Annotated in this window: 15 protein-coding genes; 11 read left to right on the top strand and 4 right to left on the bottom strand. The window is 68.7% G+C overall.

Going from position 1 to position 20,683, the window contains the following annotated elements:
• Positions 1–28: 28 nt before the first annotated feature.
• Complete coding sequence (locus tag EO174_RS20790; RefSeq protein WP_104586048.1) at positions 29–484, bottom strand: MarR family transcriptional regulator; 456 nt, start codon at positions 482–484, stop codon at positions 29–31.
• A 130-nt stretch (positions 485–614) separates the two neighbouring features.
• On the opposite strand from EO174_RS20790, the gene folE reads away from it, so the two are divergent.
• The 5 genes from folE to EO174_RS20765 all read left to right on the top strand — a co-directional run bounded on the left by folE (position 615) and on the right by EO174_RS20765 (position 10,075).
• Positions 615–1,217 (top strand): GTP cyclohydrolase I FolE, encoded by a 603-nt coding sequence (folE, locus tag EO174_RS20785; RefSeq protein ID WP_104543982.1) that lies wholly within the window; start codon positions 615–617, stop codon positions 1,215–1,217.
• 19 nt (positions 1,218–1,236) lie between these two features.
• Positions 1,237–2,706, top strand: coding sequence for a DUF3375 domain-containing protein (locus EO174_RS20780; RefSeq protein ID WP_104586046.1), 1,470 nt, complete (start codon positions 1,237–1,239; stop codon positions 2,704–2,706).
• Entirely contained in the window at positions 2,693–3,394 is a 702-nt protein-coding gene (locus EO174_RS20775) for a DUF4194 domain-containing protein (protein WP_126947182.1), read from the top strand. Before EO174_RS20780 ends, EO174_RS20775 begins: the two co-directional genes overlap by 14 nt.
• A 415-nt stretch (positions 3,395–3,809) precedes the next feature.
• Positions 3,810–7,865 carry an SbcC/MukB-like Walker B domain-containing protein gene (locus EO174_RS20770; protein ID WP_126947179.1) on the top strand — a complete coding sequence of 1,352 codons (4,056 nt, stop codon included), beginning with the start codon at positions 3,810–3,812 and terminating at the stop codon, positions 7,863–7,865.
• A gap of 149 nt (positions 7,866–8,014) precedes the next feature.
• Positions 8,015–10,075: a TonB-dependent siderophore receptor gene (locus EO174_RS20765; RefSeq protein WP_164740287.1), complete on the top strand. Its 2,061-nt coding sequence runs from the start codon at positions 8,015–8,017 to the stop codon at positions 10,073–10,075.
• On the opposite strand, the gene EO174_RS20760 is transcribed toward EO174_RS20765, so the two are convergent.
• Positions 10,072–10,851: a TSUP family transporter gene (locus EO174_RS20760; RefSeq protein ID WP_206515096.1), complete on the bottom strand. Its 780-nt coding sequence runs from the start codon at positions 10,849–10,851 to the stop codon at positions 10,072–10,074. The genes EO174_RS20765 and EO174_RS20760 overlap by 4 nt on opposite strands.
• A 199-nt stretch (positions 10,852–11,050) precedes the next feature.
• Here EO174_RS20760 and EO174_RS20755 point away from each other — a divergent pair, with 199 nt between their 5' ends.
• The 3 genes from EO174_RS20755 to EO174_RS20745 all read left to right on the top strand — a co-directional run bounded on the left by EO174_RS20755 (position 11,051) and on the right by EO174_RS20745 (position 14,318).
• Positions 11,051–11,440 carry a YchJ family protein gene (locus EO174_RS20755; protein WP_104650598.1) on the top strand — a complete coding sequence of 130 codons (390 nt, stop codon included), beginning with the start codon at positions 11,051–11,053 and terminating at the stop codon, positions 11,438–11,440.
• A 160-nt stretch (positions 11,441–11,600) separates the two neighbouring features.
• Complete coding sequence (locus tag EO174_RS20750; protein ID WP_126947173.1) at positions 11,601–11,807, top strand: hypothetical protein; 207 nt, start codon at positions 11,601–11,603, stop codon at positions 11,805–11,807.
• Positions 11,808–12,155: 348 nt separating this feature from the next.
• On the top strand, positions 12,156–14,318 hold the full coding sequence (locus EO174_RS20745) for a lytic murein transglycosylase (RefSeq protein ID WP_126947170.1): 2,163 nt from the start codon (positions 12,156–12,158) through the stop codon (positions 14,316–14,318).
• A gap of 160 nt (positions 14,319–14,478) precedes the next feature.
• Here EO174_RS20745 and EO174_RS23020 read toward each other — a convergent pair whose 3' ends face one another.
• A complete protein-coding gene (locus EO174_RS23020; protein ID WP_164739330.1) occupies positions 14,479–14,757 on the bottom strand; it encodes a hypothetical protein in 279 nt (92 codons plus the stop codon).
• A 183-nt stretch (positions 14,758–14,940) separates the two neighbouring features.
• Between EO174_RS23020 and EO174_RS20740 the strand changes: the two genes are divergently transcribed.
• The 3 genes from EO174_RS20740 (at position 14,941) to bphP (ending at position 18,797) form a co-directional block, all read left to right on the top strand.
• Positions 14,941–16,206, top strand: coding sequence for a TCR/Tet family MFS transporter (locus EO174_RS20740; protein WP_115678165.1), 1,266 nt, complete (start codon positions 14,941–14,943; stop codon positions 16,204–16,206).
• 99 nt (positions 16,207–16,305) lie between these two features.
• Positions 16,306–16,899, top strand: a complete 594-nt coding sequence (locus tag EO174_RS20735; protein WP_126947167.1) for a biliverdin-producing heme oxygenase — start codon at positions 16,306–16,308, stop codon at positions 16,897–16,899.
• Positions 16,896–18,797: a bacteriophytochrome BphP gene (gene bphP / locus EO174_RS20730; protein WP_104586030.1), complete on the top strand. Its 1,902-nt coding sequence runs from the start codon at positions 16,896–16,898 to the stop codon at positions 18,795–18,797. The genes EO174_RS20735 and bphP overlap by 4 nt, the downstream gene beginning before the upstream one ends.
• Positions 18,798–19,028: 231 nt before the next feature.
• Here bphP and EO174_RS20725 read toward each other — a convergent pair whose 3' ends face one another.
• Positions 19,029–20,204 (bottom strand): benzoate/H(+) symporter BenE family transporter, encoded by a 1,176-nt coding sequence (locus tag EO174_RS20725; protein ID WP_126947164.1) that lies wholly within the window; start codon positions 20,202–20,204, stop codon positions 19,029–19,031.
• Positions 20,205–20,683 lie beyond the last annotated feature (479 nt).

Genomic DNA, 20,683 nt, shown 5'->3' with positions numbered 1-20,683 from the left:
CGTCGCAGCACGACGCCTTACAACTGGCTCAGTCGGACCCACTCAGCCGCGCATGCGCCTGCGCGATCTGCTCCCACAGGGTCAGCACCACCTGCACCTGCGCTTCGCTGAGCGTGCCGAAGACCTCCGCACGCAGCGCATCCAGGCGGATCTCGATGCGCCCGACCAGCGCCTGGCCTGCATCGGTGAGCCACAGCTGGTTGGCGCGGCGGTCGCTGCTGTCGGCCTGCCGGCGTACCAATGCCTGCGCGCACAGCTTGTCCAGCAGCCGCACCAGGGAGGGGCCTTCCATGCCCAGTTGCTGGGCCAGCGCCACCTGGCGGATGCCGCCGCCGGAGCGGCCGATCATCAGCAACGGCCCGGTGCAGGCGCTGGACAGCCCGAAGTCGGCAAATGCCTGGTCGGCCAGCCGCTGCCATTGGCGGGCGGCGACCAGCAGGCCGGAGCTGAGCTGGGCACGGGAGGAGAGAACGCTGTTCGTCATAATAGATAGGATGCTATCAATTCAACAATGAATCAATAGTCACTGAACCCGCGCAAGCCGGCGCAACCGCCACTGGGGCGGCCGGCCCGTCCTCGGGTACCATGCTCGCCCCCTTTGGGTGCACCTGCGCATGAGCCAGTCCGACCAGCCCGATTCCCCCGTCACCCAGGCCCAGGCCGAAGATGCCGTGCGCACCCTGCTGCGCTGGGCCGGCGAAGACCCGGCCCGCGAGGGCCTGCTGGATACCCCGCGCCGGGTTGCCGAGGCCTATGGCGACTGGTTCAGCGGCTACCGCGAGGAACCGCGCGAATACCTGGAACGCACCTTCGAGGAAGTGGCCGGCTACGACGAGCTGATCGTGCTGCGCGACATCTCCTACGAAAGCCATTGCGAGCACCACATGGCGCCGATCATCGGCAAGGTGCACGTGGGCTATCTGCCGCGCGGCAAGGTGGTCGGCATCAGCAAGCTGGCGCGCGTGGTGGAAAGCTATGCGCGGCGCTTCCAGGTGCAGGAAAAGATGACCGCGCAGATCGCCCAGTGCATCCAGGACGTGCTGCAGCCGCGCGGCGTCGGCGTGGTGGTGGAAGGGGCGCACGAGTGCATGACCACCCGCGGCATCCACAAGCGCGGCGTCAGCATGGTGACCTCCAAGATGCTGGGCAGCTTCCGCGAAGACGCGCGCACCCGCGCCGAATTCCTGCAGTTCATCGAAGTGGGCGGCAAGCGTTGAGGCAGCCGTTGCCGTCGCCATGAAGCACCAGGCACGCATCGCCGGCTATCGCCAATTGCGCGAGCAGCCGGTGTGGAAACTGCTGGCCGCAGACCATGCGCCGGAGCTGATCGGCCTGCTGCAGACGGTGTTGCTGGACGGCGAACGCCGCCTGCCCGCGGCCGTGCTGCACGAGCGCCTGCAGCGCCAGCTCGACGTGCTGCGCGCCGACGAACTCTCGCGCGAGTTGCCGCGCACCGCGCAGGCCTATCTGGCGCATTGGCTGGCACAGGGCTGGCTGGAACGCCGCCTGCCCGAGGGTGCAGCCGAAGAGGAATACGAGCTGTCGCGCGCGGCCACCCAGGCCATCCGCTTCATCGTCGGCCTGCGCGAGAGCAGCAGCAGCGCCACCGAAAGCCGCCTGTCGCTGGTGATCCAGCAGCTGGTGCAGCTGGCTGGGCAGACCGAGGCCGATCCGGAGCTGCGCCTGGCCGCCCTGCGCGACGAACGTGCGCGCATCGATGCCGAGATCGAACGCGTGGCGTCGGGCCGCGTGGCCGCACTCGACGGCAAGCGCGCGCTGGAGCGCGCCCGCGACCTGATCCATCTGTCCGACGAGCTGGCCGAGGATTTCCATCGCGTCCGCGACGATTTCGAACAGCTCAACCGCCAGTTCCGCGAGCGCATCATCGACGACGAAGGCGCGCGCGGCGATGTGCTGGAGCAGCTGTTCAACGGCGTGGACGTGATCGCCGAGAGCGAGGCCGGGCGCACCTTCGAGGCGTTCTGGAGCCTGCTCAACGACACCCAGCAAAGCAGCCAGCTCGATCAGGCGCTGGATGCGCTGCTGGCACGCGGCTTCGCCCGCAAGCTGGACCGGCGCGAGCGCGCCTTCCTGCGCGGGTTGACCGGCACGCTGCTGGAGCGCGGCGGCGAGGTGCACACGGTGATGCAGCACTTCGCGCGCAGCCTGCGCGGTTTCGTGCAGAGCCGCGGCTATCTGGAACAGCGCCGGCTCAATCAATTGCTCAGGCAGGCGCAGGGCGAAGCCTTGCAGCTGCGCGACAGCCTGCACGCCACCGCCGCCACCGGCTACACGCAGGCGCTGAGCGCTGCACGCCTGCGGTCGCTGTCGCAATGGCGCCTGCACGACCCGCGCCTGACCCAGGTCGATGGCCGCGTGCAGGCCGCCGATGCGGCGGACATCTCGCTCGACAGCGTGGGCGACCTGGTCGCGCAATCGGAGATCGACGTGCGCAGCCTGCGCCGCGACCTGCACGAGCTGCTCGGTCAACGCCCGCGCCTGACCATCGGCGATGCGCTGCAGCAGCGCCCGGCCGTGCAGGGCCTGGGCAGCGTGATCGGCTACCTGTCGCTGGGCACCCGCCACGGCGTGGTGATCGACGGACAGATGGAAACGGTGCAATGGGAAGGCGGCGACGGCGCGCTGCGGCGCGCACGCATTCCGCTGGTGTGGTTCACCCGGGAGAAACGCAATGAACTGGTCTGAGGACACCCGCCTGGATGCGGACGAGGACACGGGCGCGTCGGCCGATGTCGGCCGCACGCCGCTGACGGAGCCATCGCCTGCACAGCCGCATGGCGAGCTGTTCCTGGGCGACACCGGCACGCTGCCGTTCGACGCGCGGCGCGCGCTGTGCCAGCTGCTGGCCGGCCCCAGCATCGACGCGCAACGCCACGGTGCGCTGTGGCCTGCGCTGTTGCGCAACGAAGCGCCGATCCGCCAGGTGTTGTGCGAGCTGTTCCTGGAACTGGTGCTGGACCGCGAGGGCGGGGTGGCCTTCACCCGCCAGGCCGATACCGCCGAGCTGGAATCGCCGACCTTGCTGCGCAGCGCGCCGCTGACCTTTATCGAGTCGGTGCTGCTGCTGTTCCTGCGCCAGCAACTGGCCGAGGCCGATACGCGCGGCGAGCGTGCGGTGGTGGACGAGGCACAGCTGGTGGAGGCCTTGTCGGTCTACGAGAAGAACGTGTCCACCGACCGCGCGGGATTCGCGCGACGGGTGATGACGGCGATCGGCAAGATGCGCGACAACCAGTTGCTGTCGCGCCTGCGCGGTAGCGAGGAGCGCTACGAGGTCTCGCCGGTGCTGAAGCTGTTGTTCTCGGCCGAGGACGTGCAGGCCCTGGTGGTGGCGTATCGGGAGTTGCGAGAGGGGGAGGTTGCGTTGGAGTGATGGCGTCTGCACCCCGGACGGCCATCCCTTCTCCCGCCGGGAGAAGGTGCCCGAAGGGCGGATGAGGGGACGGCCGATCGCGATGCCTGGATGTGACCTCTGGAGTGTGTGTGTAGCCGTGCGTCATGCATTGCGCGATGAAAGTCAGCTCTCACGCCCCGTCCAGCGCAAGTGACTTTCTTCATGGGCGGCACTGAGCCATCAGCTTCCCGCGCATCGGTCAGCACCCGCTCTCGTCACGCATCCGTGTCCATCCAGATCACCGCGCCGCGTAGGAGCGGCCCGGGCCGCGAGGGACGTACCCGATCACCGTCAGCCACCGCAGTCCATGCCTGTCCAGCAACACCCCGCTTCAAACATGCGTGATGTGATTTGTCTTCAGCGTTACCCGTCATCCCGTTTTGGTGAGTAAGCCATGAATTCCCAGTCCAACCTGTCGCCGGCGCAGCCGGGCGCGTCCCTGTTCACTGATTCGCTTGCCGAGCAGCGCGCGCAGCAGTTCCGCATGCGGCGGTTGCAGGTGCACAACTGGGGCACGTTCAACGGCTTGACCGAGGTGCCGATCGCCGAGAAGGGCTTCCTGTTCGTCGGGCGCTCCGGCTCGGGCAAGTCGACCCTGCTGGATGCGATGTCGGCACTGCTGACCCCGCCCAGCATCGTCGACTTCAACGCTGCCGCACGCGAGGCCGAGCGCAGTGGGCGCGATCGCAGCCTGGTGTCGTATGTGCGTGGTGCCTGGGCCGATCAGCAGGACAGCGCCTCGGGCGAAATCGCCACCCAATACCTGCGCAAGGGCGCCACCTGGTCTGCGCTGGTGCTGGAGTACCGCAACGCGCATGGCGAGACGGTCAGCCTGATTCGCCTGTTCTGGATCGCCGGCAGCGGCAATGCCGCGGCCGATGTGCGCCGTCATTACATGGTCGCGCCGCGCAGCTTCGATGTGGCCAGCGAGCTGGATGGCTTCGACCTGGACCTGCGCAAGCTCAAGGCGCGTCTGGGCGAGGAGGTTGCGCATTTCGACGGGTTCGCCGGCTACGCGGAGCGTTTCCGGCATGTGCTGGGCATTAGCAACGAGATGGCGTTGCGGTTGCTGCACAAGACCCAGTCGGCCAAGAACCTGGGCGATCTCAACGTGTTCCTGCGCGGCTTCATGCTGGACGAGCCGCGCACGTTCGAGGCCGCCGACCGGCTGGTGGAAGACTTCGCCGAACTCGATGGCGCCCATCATGCGGTGGTCACCGCACGGCGCCAGGTGGAAACGCTGAGCCCGGCACGCGAACACCATGCGGCACTGATGGCCTTGCGCCACAGCGTCGGTGAGCTGCGCGAGCTGCAGCTGGGTGTGGACAGCTATCGCGAACAGCAGCGTCTGGCCTTGCTGGAGACGCGCCTGCAGGAGCTCGACAGCCAGGACCGTGGATTGGCCGGCGAGGAAGGCCAGCGGCGCGAATCGCTGGACAATCACGAACAGAAACTGGCCGGGCTGGAACGCGAACAACGCGCCGCCGGTGGCGAGCAGATCGAGGAACTGGAGCGCGAGCGCGCACGGGTCGAACGCGAGCGCGACGAGCGTCTGCGGCGGCGCGCGCAGATCGAGCAGGCCTGCCGCCAGCTCGGCACCGCCCTGGCCGCAGGCGCCAGCGGCTTTGCCGCCCAGGTAGAGCATGCCCAGACCGTGCTCGAGAACGGCAAGCACGACGCCAGCGCGCTGGATGAGGCGATTGCCGAGCGCATGGGCGCGCGCCGCGACGACGAGCGGCGCTTTGCCGAGATCCGCGCCGAACTGGAGGCGTTGAAGCGCGCGCCGTCGAGCATGCCGGCGCCGATGCAGGCCCTGCGTGCGCGCCTGTGCGAGGACACCGGTATTGCCGAAGCCGCGCTGCCGTTCGTTGGCGAACTGGTGCAGGTGCGCGAGGATCAGGCAGCCTGGCGCGGTGCGATCGAGCGCGTGCTGAGCGGTTTCGCGCAGTCGCTGCTGGTGGATGACCGGCATTACGCGCAGGTCAGCGAGTGGGTCAACCGCACCCACATCGGCACGCGCTTGGTGTACTTCCGGGTGCGTCGCAACGATGCGCTGCATGCGCGCGCGCCGGATGCCCGTGCATTGCCTGGCAAGCTGCAGCTGCGCGAGCATGCCTTTACCGAGTGGCTGCGCAACGAGCTGATGCGCCGCTTCGACTACGAATGCGTCGATAACGCCGCCGCGTTGCGCAATGCCGACCGCGCCATCACCCGCGAAGGGCAGGTCAAGCATCCGGGCGACCGTTACGAAAAGGACGACCGCCATGCGGTCAACGACCGCAAGCGCTGGTTGCTGGGCCACGACAACCGCGACAAGCTCAAGGTGTTCGAGCGCGAAGCGCAGACGCTGGCCCAGCGCATCGCCGGTTGCGATGCCGACGTGGCCGCGCTGCGCAGGCAACGCGAGCAGGACCAGGAACGGCAGCTAGCCGCGCACACTCTGGTGGAGCGCGACTGGGACGAGATCGATGTCGGCCCCAAGCTGCAGCGCCTGAGCGATATCGACGAACAGCTGCAGCAGCTGCGCGAAGGCAACAGCGGCCTGCGCGCGCTTGGCCAGGCGATCGAGACCGCACGCACCCTGCGCGACCAGGCCAAGCGCACCTACGAGGACGTGCGGCTGGAGCGCGCACAGCTGGCGCGCGAGCGGGTCCGGCTCGAACAGCAGCACGCCGCCTGCGCCAGCCGTGCCGGCACCGCCGCGCTCACGCCCACCCAGCTGCAGGGCCTGCGCGAACGCCTGGCGGCGCTGGCACCGCTGTCGCTGGACAACCTGGAAGCGCATTTCCGCGTGGTCGAGCGTGGCCTGGCCGAGCAACTGGCCGAGAGCCAGGGCCGCGACAGCCGGCTCAGCGCGCAGCTGCTCGATTGCTTCCGCAAGTACTGCCAGCAGTGGCCGGAAGACAGCGGCGATTTCACCGTGAGCCTGGCCAGTGCCGACGATTTCCTCGCGCGGCTGGACCGGCTGGAAAGCGATGGCCTGCCGCGCCACGAGCACCGCTTCTTCGACCTGCTGCAGACCCAGAGCAAGAACAATCTGCTCGCCCTACAGCGCCACACCGCCGAGGCCCACAAGGGCATCAAGCAGCGCATGGACGAGGTCAACGCCAGCCTGGAGCAGGTGCCGTTCAATCGCGGCACGCTGCTGACCATCGAGGTCAGCGACCGTCGCCTGAGCGAAGTGCAGGACTTCCAGCAACAGTTGCGCGCGGTGTTGTCGCATCAACAGACCGAAGACCGCGCACTGGCCGAAGCGCAGTTTTCCACCTTGCGCGCGTTGGTGGCACGCCTGGGCGCGCAGGAACCGGACGCACGCCGCTGGCGCGAGCAGGTGCTGGACGTGCGCCTGCATGTGGAATTCATCGGTGTCGAACTGGACGCACAGACCCGCGCGCAGGTGGAGATCTACCGCAGCGGCGCCGGCAAATCCGGCGGTCAACGCCAGAAGCTGGCAACCACCTGCCTGGCCGCTGCGTTGCGCTACCAGCTCGGCGGCGAAGACGGCGAACTGCCGCGCTATTGCGCCGTGGTGCTGGACGAGGCCTTCGACAAGGCCGACAACGAATTCACTGCGCTGGCAATGAACATCTTCGAGAACTTCGGGTTCCAGATGGTGGTGGCCACGCCATTGAAGTCAGTGATGACGCTGGAGCCCTTCATCGGCGGTGCCTGCTTCGTGGAAATCAGCGGCCGGCACAACTCCGGCGTGCTGTTGATCGAATACGACGCGCAGGCGCAGCGACTCCAGTTGCCCGAGCGCTCGCGTGGGGACGAGGCTGGTGCAGCGGTGACGGAGCAGGCGGTGGTTACTGCGCAGCCCGAGGATGCAGCGCGTTCGACGCAGAGCCAGACGCAGGTGGACGGCTCCGGTGCGGATTCTGGCGATGCGGGTGTGCCACTTCAGGAAACCCCTGCCCAGGACGACCTGGCCGCCAAGGCGAGCAAACGCGCCAGCAAGGTCACGCCGGCATCGGCGCCGGCGGTGCAAGCCGCGCCGACGTCTTCGAAAACTGCGGCGTCCAGCAAACGTGCGGGATCACCCCGGTCGGCAAAGGCCGCAGCGGCCAAGACCGCAGCGGCCAAGGCCGCCTCAGCCAAACCTGCCTCAGCCCGGCGTGCCTCGCCTGCCGCGGGCACGCCGCGCAAGCCGGCAACCCCGACCAAAGCCGCCAAGACGCCGGCAACCACCAGGGCGGCCTCCCGGCGCACGAGCGCGTCGGTCCAGCCGACCACCAAGCCTGGGAAAACCGCGACGCCCACGGCAGCGCCGAAGGCGCCTGCTTCCAGGCCTGCGGTAGCGAGCAAACGCGCCAGCACGGCGCTGCGTGGTGCAACCAAGGCAACCGCGGCGCGCGGCGCCGCCAGGCCCGCGCCAGCCAGAACGGCAGTGGCCAAGGCGCGCCCTGCGCCAACACGCGGGTCTGCGGGCAAGCCGCGCGGAAAGCGCTGAGCGCAACACCGGGATGCCTGTGTCACCGCATTGCGGTCGCAGGCGTCGAGGGGCAGGGCACCGCAAGCCAACAAGCGCAGATAAGAATCGTTATCATTAGCGGCCCGGATGTGCTCGCCAGTGTGCGCATCGCCCTGCTGAAGATCCCGATGACCCCACTGCCTGCGCCTCGCCACCTGTTGTTCGTGTCCCTGTTTGCTGCATTGCCGGCCTCCGCCCAGGAGGCCAGCCTGCTCGATGCCATCGTGGTCAGCGAAAAGCGCGCCCTGTACCGGCCGGAAAAGGCCGCCGGCGCCACCCGCACGCAGACGCCGGTGGAGCGCATTCCGCAGGCGATCCAGGTGGTGCCGCGCTCGGTGATCGACGAACAGCAACTCACCCGGCTGGTGGATGTGGTGGCCAATGTCTCCAACGTGCTGCCCGGCGGCACCCAGGGCAATCGCTCGGAAACCTTCGTCATCCGCGGTTTCGAGGCGTCTTCGTATGCGGTCGACGGCATCCTGCTCAACCCGGCGCAGAACTTCACCGAGACCGTGCGCGATCTGGCCAATGTCGCCCAGGTGGAAGTGCTCAAGGGCCCGGCGGCGGTGCTGTACGGGCGCGGCGAACCCGGCGGGGTGATCAATCTGGTCACGCTGCGCCCGGACGCGGTGTTCGGCGGCAATGCATCGGTGCAGGTGGCCGAACACGGCCTGCGCCGCGTGCAGTCCAGCGTCACCGGCCCGCTGGGCCCGACCGTGTCGGCACGGCTCAGCGCCGCCGCGCAGGAGACCGGCAGCTTCCGGGACGCGCAGGCCGATGGCGATCGCGTGTTCGTCTCGCCTTCGTTGGCGTGGCGGCCGTCCGCGCAGCTGCGGGCCGACCTGGATCTGGAATACACCCGCCAGACCAGCCCGGGCGATCGCGGCCTGGTCGCCATCGACGGGGTGGTGCGTGGGCCGGCGCAGCGCAGCTTCGGCGAGCCGTGGTCGCGCAATCACGGCAGCGCGACCACGGCACGCGGCCGCATCGAGTACGACGCCACCGACTGGCTGACGCTGCGCCAGATCCTCAATCACCAGGACGGCGACAGCGGCCGCAATGTGGCCGACTTCACCGGCTTCAGCGCCGACCGCGCCTTTTTGCAGCGCCGCGCCGTGCGCCAGGACCAGCAGGTGCGCGCCACGACCTCGCAGACCGAAGCGCTGGCGCGTTTTGCCACCGGCCCGCTGCGCCATCAGGTGCTGGCCGGTGCCGAATACGTCGATGCGCATCGCCACACCGACGAAGCGCGCGCGCCGCTGGCCCGCATCAGCGTGCGCACTCCGGTGCAGGGCGCCTTGCCGGGCACCTATGTGCCGGCCCGCGACATCGACGTCGATGCGCGCTATGCCGCGCTGTACCTGCAGGACCAGATCAGCATCGGCGAGCGCTGGGACGTGCTGGCCGGCGTGCGCTGGGACGATGTGCAGCAGACCACCATCGACAACGGCGCGCGCACCCGCGAGGACGGCCGACGCGCCTCGCCGCGCATCGGGGTGGTGTGGAAGGCGGCGCCGCAGTTGTCGCTGTACGCCAACACCTCCACCTCGTTTCGCCCGCGCAGCGCCACGCTGTTTTCCGGCGGCAGCGCGCCACCGGAGACCGGCCGCCAGTACGAGGTCGGCCTGAAGGGCGCGCTGTTGGACAACCGGGTGCTTGCCACCGCCGCCGCGTTCCAGATCACCAAGGACAACGTCGCCAGCAACGATCCGGACAACAGCGGCTTCGTGCTGGTCACCGGCCAGCAACGCGTGCGCGGGCTGGAGCTGGACATCACCGGCGAGCTCACCCAGAACTGGCGCTTGATCCTGGGCGCCGGTTATCTGGACGCGCAGGTCACCCGCGACACCGTCATCCCGGTCGGCAACCGCCTGCGCGGCGTGCCGCGCGTCAGTGCCAGCCTATGGAGCACCTACCACGTCGCCAGCGGGCCGCTGTACGGCCTGACCCTGGGCGCCGGCGCGGTGCATGTGGGCGAGCGCGAAGGCGATCTCGCCAACAGTTACCGCATTGCCGGCTACACGCGTTTCGATGCCTCGGCGGCGTACCGCTTCGGTGGCCGTTACCAGCTGGCGCTGATGCTGCGCAATGTCGCCAACCGGTTCTACATCGAGCAGCCGGTGACGCAGACCACCAACTATCCAGGCGCGCCGCGCACCTTGTCGGCGACCCTGAGCGTGGATTTCTAAACGCCGTGCAGCAGATCCCAGCCCATCTTGCCGATCAGCACGATCACCAGCACCAGGAACAAGGTGCGGATCAGCGGCGTGCCGCCGCGTAGTGCCATCCGTGTGCCGGCGACCGCACCGGCTACGTTGGCCACCGCCATCGGAATGCCGATCGCCAGCATCACCTGGCCGCTGGGCAGGAAGAACGACAGTGCCGCCAGGTTGGTGGCCAGGTTCACCACCTTGGCCGCGGCCGAGGCGCGCAGAAAGTCCAGCCCGAAAAAGCGGATGAACAGGAAGATCAGGAAACTGCCGGTGCCGGGGCCGAAGAACCCGTCGTAGAACCCGATCGCCGCGCCCATCACCAATGCAGTTGCCAGTTCGCGCCGGCCGATGTGGCGTGGGCGATGCAGCGCACCGAAGTCCTTCTTGATCAGCGTGTAGATCAGCATCGCGATCAGCAGCGCCAGGATCAGCGGCCGCACCGCCTGCCTGGGCATCAGGCTGACTGCGGTCGCGCCGAGAAACGAGAACGTAAACGCCGCCACCGTGGCGTACAGCACCGGCCGCCACGGAAAGCGCACGTTGCGCGCATAGCGCCAGGCCGATGCAGCGGTGCCGAACATCGCACTGAACTTGTTGGTGCCCAGAATCAGTGACGGCGCCTGCTGCGGCAGGGTCGCAAACAATCCCGGCAGCTGGATCAAGCCACCGCCGCCGACCGCCGCATCCACCAGCCCGGCGACGAAGGCGATGCACAGCAGCCACGGCAACTCGGTGGGGATCAGGTCCAGCAAGGCGGCGCTCCGCACGACGGGGGCGACAGCATAGCCGCCGCACCGCGCGGCGTAATCCCACAGCAAGGGTGGGGAGTGGGGTGCAAGCAAGCGGCCTTCAAAAGCCCCTCTCCCCCCGGGAGAGGGGTTGGGGTGAGGGTACGGGAGCCAAGCACCGGCTTCCTCCCCAATCCCCAATCCCTTCCCGCACAATCACCCGATGCCGACCTCCACACCCACCGATCCCTGTCCCTGCGGCCGCGCCGCCACCTACGCGCAGTGCTGCGGGCAATACCACGCCGGCGCGGCCGCACCCGACGCCGAGACCCTGATGCGTGCGCGCTACAGCGCCTACGTCCGCCGTGATGTGGCATACCTGCTCGCCAGCTGGCATCCGTCCACGCGCCCACCCGCGTTGTCGCTGGACGAGGGCGGCCGCACCACCTGGCTCGGCCTGACCGTGCAACGCGCCATCGTCACCGGCACCGACACGGCCGAGGTGGCGTTTCTGGCCCGCTACCGTATCGGCGGCGGCAGTGCGGTGCGCATGACCGAACACAGCCGCTTCGTGCGCGAAGACGGCCAGTGGTATTACCTCGACGCGCGCTGAGCAGGCGCAGGCCTGGATGCGTCTTGCGCCCTGGCCGCAGGCCGTGAAGCCGTTCAGCCCGACGAACGGCACGGACCGGCACGCTTTGTCGACGCCACGTTCGCAGCCGATCCCGGAAGCTTGCCGCCTCGGCGGAGCGCGCCGCGGGGCAGACACGATCATGGCAACCTTCAATCTCTGGCAGTGGGTGCTTGCGGCCATCGTGGTGTTTGCGATCGTGCTGCCGGCCTGCCTGGCCACTGCACTGATCTGGTTCGGTCCCCGCCACGACGCCCCGCGCAGGGCCCGTGCCCGTCGTGTGTCCGACGCCAGCCCCTCCAGCCCGGCCTTGTCGCTGCTGACCGGCATCATCGGCGACGGCAGCTAGGCGCGGCGATCGACGCCGCTGGGCTGGCGCAGCGCATCCACCAGGCGCGCCGGTTCGGCATCTCGCCTCGGCACGCGACATCGCTCGCTGGAAGGTCATCACCTCATCCGGTCATCCAGCGGCTTGGTGGCGCGCATTGGCCTGGAAAGCGTGCGCCGCACCCTCACCCCGGTGCGTTGCCACCAGCGAGCGCAGCGCACGCTGACGCGGCGACATCGCGACAATCGCCACCTGCACGCCTGCACGCCTGCACGCCTGCAACCAGCCAGGTTGGCTATCCTCGTCGGCTCGACTTGCCGCAGGAGCGCTCCACCGCATGACCTCCGTCCACACGCCGGCCACCGCGCCGTGACGCCGTCCCGGCGCGTCCTGCCAGCGCTGTTGGCGCTGCTGCCGCTGATCGCCTGCGCCGATCCGGCATTCGACCGCTGCCTGGCCGGCCTGCAGACCCAGGCCGCCGCCAAGGGCGTGCAGGCCGCCGACTTCCAGCGTTTCACCGGCGGCCTGGCGCCCGATCCCAGCGTGTTGCCGCTGCTCGATGCCCAGCCCGAATTCACCACCCCGATCTGGGACTACCTCGCCAGCCTGGTCGACAGCCAGCGCGTGGCCGACGGCCGGGCGATGCTGGTCACCCATCGCGACCTGCTCACGCGTCTGTCCGAACGGACCGGCGTCGATCCGGCCACCATCGTGGCGGTCTGGGGCGTGGAGAGCGACTACGGCCGCGTCACCGGCAAGCGCCCGCTGCTGGTCTCGCTGGCCACGCTGTCGTGCGCCGGTCGCCGCCAGCCGTTCTTCCGTGGCGAGTTCCTCGCCTTGCTCGGCCTGCTGCAGCAAGGCGACCTGTCGCCGGATGGCTTGACCGGCTCCTGGGCCGGTGCCTTCGGGCAGACCCAGTTCATGCCCTCGACCTATGCCCGCATCGCGGTGGATGGCGACGGCGACGGCCGCCGCGACCTGGTCGCCAGCATTCCCGACGCGCTGGCCTCCACCGCCAACTATTTGGTCAAGGCCGGCTGGGAGCGCGCCCGTCCCTGGGGCATGGAAGTGCGCCTGCCGGCCGGCTTCGACGCCAGCAAGGCCGGCCGCACCCGGCGCCAGCCGCTGCAGGCCTGGCAGAACGCAGGGCTGCTCGGCAGCGACGGCAAGGCCCTGGCGCCGAGCGGCCTGCCCGCCGATGCCCCGGCCGCCCTGTTGCTGCCGGCCGGCGCCACCGGCCCGGCGTTCCTGGTGTTCCGCAACTACGACGCGATCTACGCCTACAACGCCGCCGAAAGCTACGCGCTGTCGATCGCCATGCTCGCCGACCGCCTGCGCGGCGGCCCCGGCCTGGTCGCCGCCTGGCCCACCGACGACCCCGGCCTGGGCCGCCCCGAACGGCGCGAACTGCAGCAATTGCTGCTGGCCCGCGGCCACCTGATCGGCGAGGCCGACGGCATGATCGGCACCGCCAGCCGGCGCGCCATCCAGGTCGAGCAGACCCGCCTGGGCCTGCAGCCGGCCGACGGCCGCCCCGGCCAACGCATCCTCACCGCCCTGCGCGCCGCCCCGCCGGTCGCCGGCGCGGCGGCCATCCGCGCCACCGCGTTCAAGCTGCCGGCCGCCTATCCCGCATTCGTCCAATCCCCCATCGTCCAGAAGGCACCCCCCATGTCCGACCTCACCGGCCTGCGCACAGGCGACTTCCACGGCTTTCCCTCGCTGTTGATCGACACCCCGTTCTCCACTGCGGCCATCAGCCTGTTCGGCGGCCAGCTGCTGTCGTTCGTGCCCAAGGGCGGGCAGGACGTGATGTGGCTGTCGCCCACCGCCAAGCAGCCGCCCACCCCGATCCGCGGCGGCGCCCCGGTGTGCTGGCCATACTTCGGCCGCCAGGACCAGACCGGCGAGGTCCCCGCGCACGGCTTCGTGCGCACCGTGCCCTGGCAGCTCACCGAGAGCCGGCGCGAGGACGACGGCACCCTGGTGCTCACGCTGACCCCGCCCAGTTTCGATGACCTGGCGCTGCGCCTGCGCATGACCCTGCGCATCGGCCGCACCCTCGAACAACGCCTGATCACCGAAAACACCAGCCCGGCCCCGGTGCGCTTCACCCAGGCACTGCACAACTATTTCCGCGTCGGCGACGCGCTCACCGTCAGCGTGCAGGGCCTGGACGGGCTGGACTACCTGGACAAGTACGAGAACTACGCCACCGCCCACCGCCAGCAAGGCGACTGGAGCCTGCGCGATCCGCGCGACCCCGGCCGCAGCGACCGCATCTACACCAACGCCGGCGGCCGCTACACCCTGACCGACCCGGTGCTCGGCCGCCGCATCGTCATCGCCACCCAGGGCAGCCGCTCGCTGGTGGCCTGGAACCCGGGCGAAGAAGCCGGCAAAAAGATGGCCGACGTGGGCGATGGCTGGCGTGACTACGTCTGCCTGGAAGCGGCCAATGCCGGCCCCGACGTGATCGAACTCGCCCCCGGCGCCATCCACACGCTGGGCCAGACCATCAGCGTCGAGTAACCGATCACCGGCACCATGCCATTCCTTCTCCCGCTCGCGGGAGAAGATGCCGGCCCTGGCAGCGGCCAATGCCGGCCCGGACGTGATCGAACTGGCCCCCGGCGCCAGCCACACGCTGAGCCAGACCATCAGCGTCGAATAACCGATCACCGGCACCACGTCACTCCTTCTCCCGCTCGCGGAAGAAGATGCCGGCCCTGGCAGCAGCCAATGCCGGCCCGGACGTGATCGAATTCGCCCCCGGCGCCATCACACGCCGAGCCAGACCATCAGCGTCGAGTAACCGATCACCGGCACCACGCCACCCCTTCTCCCGCTCGCGGAAGAAGATGCCGGCCCTGGCAGCAGCCAATGCCGGCCCGGACGTGATCGAATTCGCCCCCGGCGCCAGCCACACGCTGGGCCAGACCATCAGCGTCGAATAACCGATCACCGGCACCACGTCATTCCTTCTCCCGCTCGCGGGAGAAGGTGCCCGAAGGGCGGATGAGGGCCAGCGGCCATCCAGGCACTCAGCATCAGCCGCCAGGCGGCGCTTGGGTCCGCACTCCATCAGTGCCCCCCGGGGCAACCGATCTCCATCCGCAGCTACACTTCCCGCCTCGCTACCCTGGGCTGCGCGATGTCTCCCTCCGCCGATTCCGCTCCCGCCACGGGCCGGCGCCGCGCCGCGCTGATTTTCATCTTCATCACCGTGCTGATCGACGTGCTGTCCTTCGGCGTGATCATTCCGGTGCTGCCGGATCTGGTGCGCCAGTTCACCGGGGGCGACTACGCCGTCGCGGCCGGCTGGATCGGCTGGTTCGGTTTCCTGTTCGCCGCCATCCAGTTCGTCTGCTCGCCGCTGCAGGGCACCCTGTCCGACCGCTACGGCCGCCGCCCGGTGATCCTGCTCTCGTGCCTGGGGCTGGGCCTGGATTTCATCCTGATGGCGGTCGCCCATTCCCTGCCGATGCTGCTGCTGGCGCGGGTGATCTCCGGGGTGTGCTCGGCCAGCTTCTCCACCGCCAATGCCTACATCGCCGACGTCACCCCGGCCGACAAACGCGCCGGCGCGTTCGGCATGCTTGGCGCGGCATTCGGTATCGGGTTTGTCGCCGGCCCGTTGATCGGCGGCTGGCTGGGCAGCATCGGCCTGCGCTGGCCGTTCTGGTTTGCCGCCGGGCTGGCGCTGTTGAACGTGCTGTATGGCTGGTTCGTACTACCCGAATCGTTGCCTGCAGAACGCCGCACGCCACGCCTGGACTGGTCCCATGCCAACCCGCTGGGCGCGCTCAAGCTGCTGCGCCGTTATCCGCAAGTGCTCGGCCTGGCCTCGGTGGTGTTCCTGGCCAACCTGGCGCACTACGTCTATCCCAGCATCTTCGTGCTGTTCGCCGGGTATCAGTATCACTGGGGCCCGCGCGAGGTGAGCTGGGTGCTGGCCGGCGTCGGCGTGTGCAGCATCATCGTCAATGCGCTGCTGGTCGGCCGGCTGGTGCGTTGGCTGGGCGAACGCCGTGCGCTGCTGCTGGGCCTGGGCTGCGGGGTGGTCGGTTTCGTCATCTACGGCCTGGCCGACAGCGGCGCCGCGTTCCTGGTCGGCGTGCCGATCAGCGCGTTCTGGGCGATCGCCGCACCGGCCGCGCAGGCCCTGATCACCCGCGAAGTCGGCGCCGATGCGCAGGGCCGCGTGCAAGGCGCGCTGACCAGCCTGGTCAGCCTGGCCGGCATCGCCGGTCCGTTGCTGTTTGCCAATGTGTTCGCCTGGTTCATCGGCCGCGGCGCACCGCTGCATCTGCCTGGCGCCCCGTGGTTGCTGGCGGGCCTCCTGCTGGCCGCAGGCTGGGTCATGGCCTGGAAGCGGGCAGGGCGGGGCGCCGGCGTGGCCCCCGCCGTCCAAGGCTGATGCCAACCTATTCAGCTTGTGCTCGCGCCCGCTTTATCTGATTTGCGCAGTCGCTGCTAGGCTGATGCACTCCGTACCGCAGCACCGCTTCGACTCCCTATGTGTCCTGACACCCTGGCTGTTCCGCCCTCGGCCGCGCTCGCGTTGCGCCATGCCACGCAGGACACCCATCGCCTGGTCGAAACGGTTCCGCTGATGCAGGCGCTGGGGCAGGGGCGGGTCGATCGCGCCGCTTACGCGCTGATCCTGCGCCGGCACCATGCCTTGCTGGCCGGCTTCGAAGGGCAATTGAGCGACTGGCTCAGCACCCTGACCGGCAGTGGCTGGCCGTATCGCCGCCGCGTACCGGCCTTGCGCGAGGACCTGCACACGCTGGGCCAGCAACCGCAGACGGCCATCGCAGCGCCCGCCGCCGGCAGCGATGCCGCGCGCTGGGGCATGCTCTACGTCATCGAAGGCTCGCAACTGGGTGGGCGGATGATCGCGCGCATCTTGCGCAAGCAGCAGCCGGCGCTGGCCGACGCCTTGCGGTATTTCGAACTGGCCAACGACGATCCGGCCGGCTGGCGCCGTTTCCAGGCGGTGCTCGACCAACGCCTGGACACTGCATCCGCGCGCGAGGCCGCCATCGACGGTGCGCAGCGCATGTTTGCCCACTTCCACACCTGTCTTGCAGCGGAGCCGCGCGCGTGAATCAGCCTACCGAACCCCTGGACATGGATGTCTGTGCGCGTGAGCCGATCCATATCCCCGGCCTGATCCAGCCGTACGGCGTTTTGCTGGTGATCGAGCCGGCCGATGGTCGCATCGTGCAGGCCAGCACCACCGCCGCCGACCTGCTCGGGGTGCCGCTGGCCGAGCTGCTGGGCATGGCCTACACCCAGGTGCTGGAACTGCCCGGCGAGCAGCCGTTCGTGGTCGAGGACCAGGCGCAGCACCTGCTGCATGCCGACGTGCGCTTCCCCCTGCGTGCGGCCGCCACCGACCACCCGTGGGTGGCCGCCTGGCATCTGTATCCGGAGCAATGGCTGGTCGAGATCGAGCCGCGCGACGCACGTCTGATGGACGTCACCCTGCGCGAAGCACTGCCGTTGTTGCGCAGTATCGAGCGCGATCCCGGCATCGCCGAAGCCGCCGTGCGCGCCGCCAAGGGGCTGCGCAGCATGATCGGCTTCGACCGGGTGATGGTGTATCGCTTCGATGAAGAGTGGAATGGCGACGTCATCGCCGAAGCGCGCCAGCCCGAGCTGGACGCCTATCTCGGCCTGCATTACCCGGCCACCGACATCCCGGCCCAGGCGCGCGCGCTGTACCTGCGCAACCGCGTCCGCCAGATCGCCGATGTCGGCTATCGGGCCTCGCCGATCGAGCCCACGCTGCATCCGCGTCTGGGCACCCCGGTGGATCTGAGCGATGTCAGTCTGCGCAGCGTCTCGCCGGTGCACCTGGAATACCTGGCCAACATGGGCGTGACCGCCACGCTGGTGTCGTCGATCGTCGTCAACGATGCGCTATGGGGGCTGATCTCCTGCCACCACTACAGCCCGCACTTCACCAGCCATGCCATGCGCGATGCCACCGATGCGGTGACCCGCGCGCTGGCCGGGCGTATCGGCGGATTGCAGGCGGTGGCGCGCGCGCACATGGAATCGGTGCTGCTCACCGTGCGCGAGAAGTTGATCACCGACTTCAACGACGCCGACCAGATGACCGTGGAAATGCTCGCCGACATGGCGCCGGACCTGATGGACGTGGTCGACGCCGATGGGGTGGCGATCTTCCACGGCGGCGAGATCAGCCGGCATGGCAGCACCCCGGACGCGGCCGCGTTGCGCCGCATCCGCGACCACATCGAATCCGAGCACCACGACGCCCTGCGCGAAGACGCGGTCGGCGCGCTGCATGTGGATGCAATCGGCGAGGTGTTCCCCGAGCTGGCCGACCTTGCCCCGCTGGCTGCCGGCTTCATCTTCGTGCCGCTGATGCCGCAATCGCGCAGCGCCTTGCTGTGGACCCGCCGCGAGCAGGTGCAGCAGGTCAAATGGGCCGGCAATCCGCAGCTGGCCAAGCTGGCGGACATCCCCAACTCACGGTTGTCGCCACGCAAGAGCTTCGACCTCTGGCAGGAGACCGTGCGCGGTCGCGCGCGGCGCTGGTCGCCGCTGCACCTGGAATCGGCGCGCAGCCTGCGCGTGCTGATCGAACTGATGGAGCGCAAGCGCTTCCAGCAGGATTTCACCCTGCTCGAAGCCTCGCTCTCGCGCCTGCGCGATGGCGTGGCCATCATCGAGCGTGGCACCACGGCCGCGCACCGGCTGATGTTCGTCAACCCGGCCTTCGCGGAACTCAGCCAGACCGAAGTGGCCGACCTGATCGGCTGCGACATCCTGTCCCTGCTGGCCAGCGACGCCGCCCCGCCCCAGGTGGAACTGCTCGAGGAGGCATTGCGCCAAGGCCGCGCCGCATACGTCACCCTGCCGCTGCGCTCGCAGGACAGCGCGCCGGTCTACCGCCAGTTCCATCTCGAACCCCTGCCCAGCCCCAACGGCGTCACTGCCCACTGGCTGCTGCAGCTACGCGACCCCGAATAAGCCCGGTCGACAACCGGATGGCCTGCCGCAGCTAAGCGTGGCCAGTAAAACGTGGTGCGCAGTCGTAAGGTGGGTGCGGATGGCGCGCAGGAACCGCAGTTTGCGCGTGATACAGAACGTGTTCCGCGTGGGCCTGGTCCGCGTCGAGCGCGCGGTCAAGGAGCGGTTGTCGATGGCCGAATCCCAAGGACTGCCCCGCACCGCGCGCCCGTCTGGCGGTTTGACCGGTCGCTAAGCCCGCCGTCGCAACACCAACAAGGTGACCGTTCCGGCCACCAGGCCCCAGAACGAGGCGCCGATCCCGCCCAGCGTCAGCCCCGATGCGGTCACCAGGAAGGTGATCAAGGCCGCTTCGCGCTCGCTGTCCTGCTGCAGGGCCGCCGCCAGGCTGTTGCCGATCGTGCCCAGCAGGGCAATCCCGGCGATCGCCATCACCAGCTCGCGCGGGAAGGCCGCAAACACCGCCGCAACGGTGGCGCCGAACACGCCGATCAGCACATAGAACACGCCCGCGCTTACCGCAGCGGTGTAACGCCGCGCCGGATCCTCGTGCGCCTCGCGGCCCATGCAGATCGCCGCAGTGATGGCCGCCAGGTTCAAGGCATAGCCACCGAACGGCGCCAGCAGCGTATTGACCACCCCGATCCAGCCGATCGTCGGCGAGATCGGCACCGTATAGCCGGAGGCGCGGATCACCGCCACGCCCGGCACGTTCTGCGAGGCCATGGTGACCACGAACAATGGAATCGCCAGCCCGAACAGCGCCGCCCACGACAACGACGGCACCACCAGCACCGGGTGGGCCAGTTCAAGCTGCACGGTCTTCCACTGCATCAACCCGCTACCGGCCGCAATCGCCACGCCCACCAGCAAGGTCGCAATCACCGCATAGCGTGCAAACCAGCGTCGCCCGGCCAGATAGGCCGCCAGCATCGCCAGCGCCAGCAACGCCTGGCTCTGCATCGCCACAAACAGGTCCAGCCCGAAGCGCAGCAACACCCCGGCCAGCATGCCCGAGGCCAGCGAGATCGGAATGCGCTGGATTGCCTTCTCAAATAGCCCCGAAAAGCCGGCCAGCATGCCAAGCACCGCCGCCACCACGAACGCCCCGATCGCCTCGCGCAACGGCACCCCGGCCGCACTGCCGATCAACATCGCCGCGCCCGGCGTGGACCAGGCCGTCACCACCGGCACCCGGTAACGCAGCGACAGGCCGATGCAGGTCACGCCCATGCCGATCCCGAGTGCCCACATCCACGAGGCGATCTGCGCCTGGTCCGCCCCCAGGTGACGTGCCGCCTCGAACACGATCACCGCAGAACTGGCAAAGCCCACCAGTACCGTGACAAAGCCCGCGGCAATCGCAGGCAGGGACAGATCGCGAAGCAGGCTGCGGGAAGGAGGCATCGTGAGCTCTCTATCTCTGGTGCCCGCATTTTCACCGAGCGCGCCGATGATCGATACCGCGGCAGCTTGCGTGGTTGCTCTATCGACGGTGCTTTTCGTCCTGCATGGAAAGTGCCGCGCGGCTCCACCGCGTCAATTCGGTGCCATGTGCCGGATAGAGAGGGAGCAGATCCGATACACCACATGGCACGTGAAATCAGGGCCGTGCTTGGGCGCAACAAGGTCCCTGTCATGCCAGTGTCAAAAAGTGCTTGCACTTCTGCACAGTCTCGATAAACTGCGCGGCCTCGCTCAGGACGGCGGCGCTTCTCGAAGCACCGCAACAACGAACGGGGCGAATCGGAAACATCACAAGGTGTTGACGAAACGAAAAAGCCGGCTATGATGGGCGGCTCGCTACACGGAAAGATGCTTCGGCAGATTGAGGTGCAGCGGCGGCAACTTCCTCTTCACGAGGGGTTGACGAAGATGAAAAGCCT

Source organism: Xanthomonas sp. BRIP62418 (assembly GCF_003993495.1).
Lineage (GTDB): Bacteria > Pseudomonadota > Gammaproteobacteria > Xanthomonadales > Xanthomonadaceae > Xanthomonas > Xanthomonas euroxanthea.
Note: the sequence above shows the minus strand (reverse complement) of the source record. Positions and strands in the feature narration are given on the sequence as shown.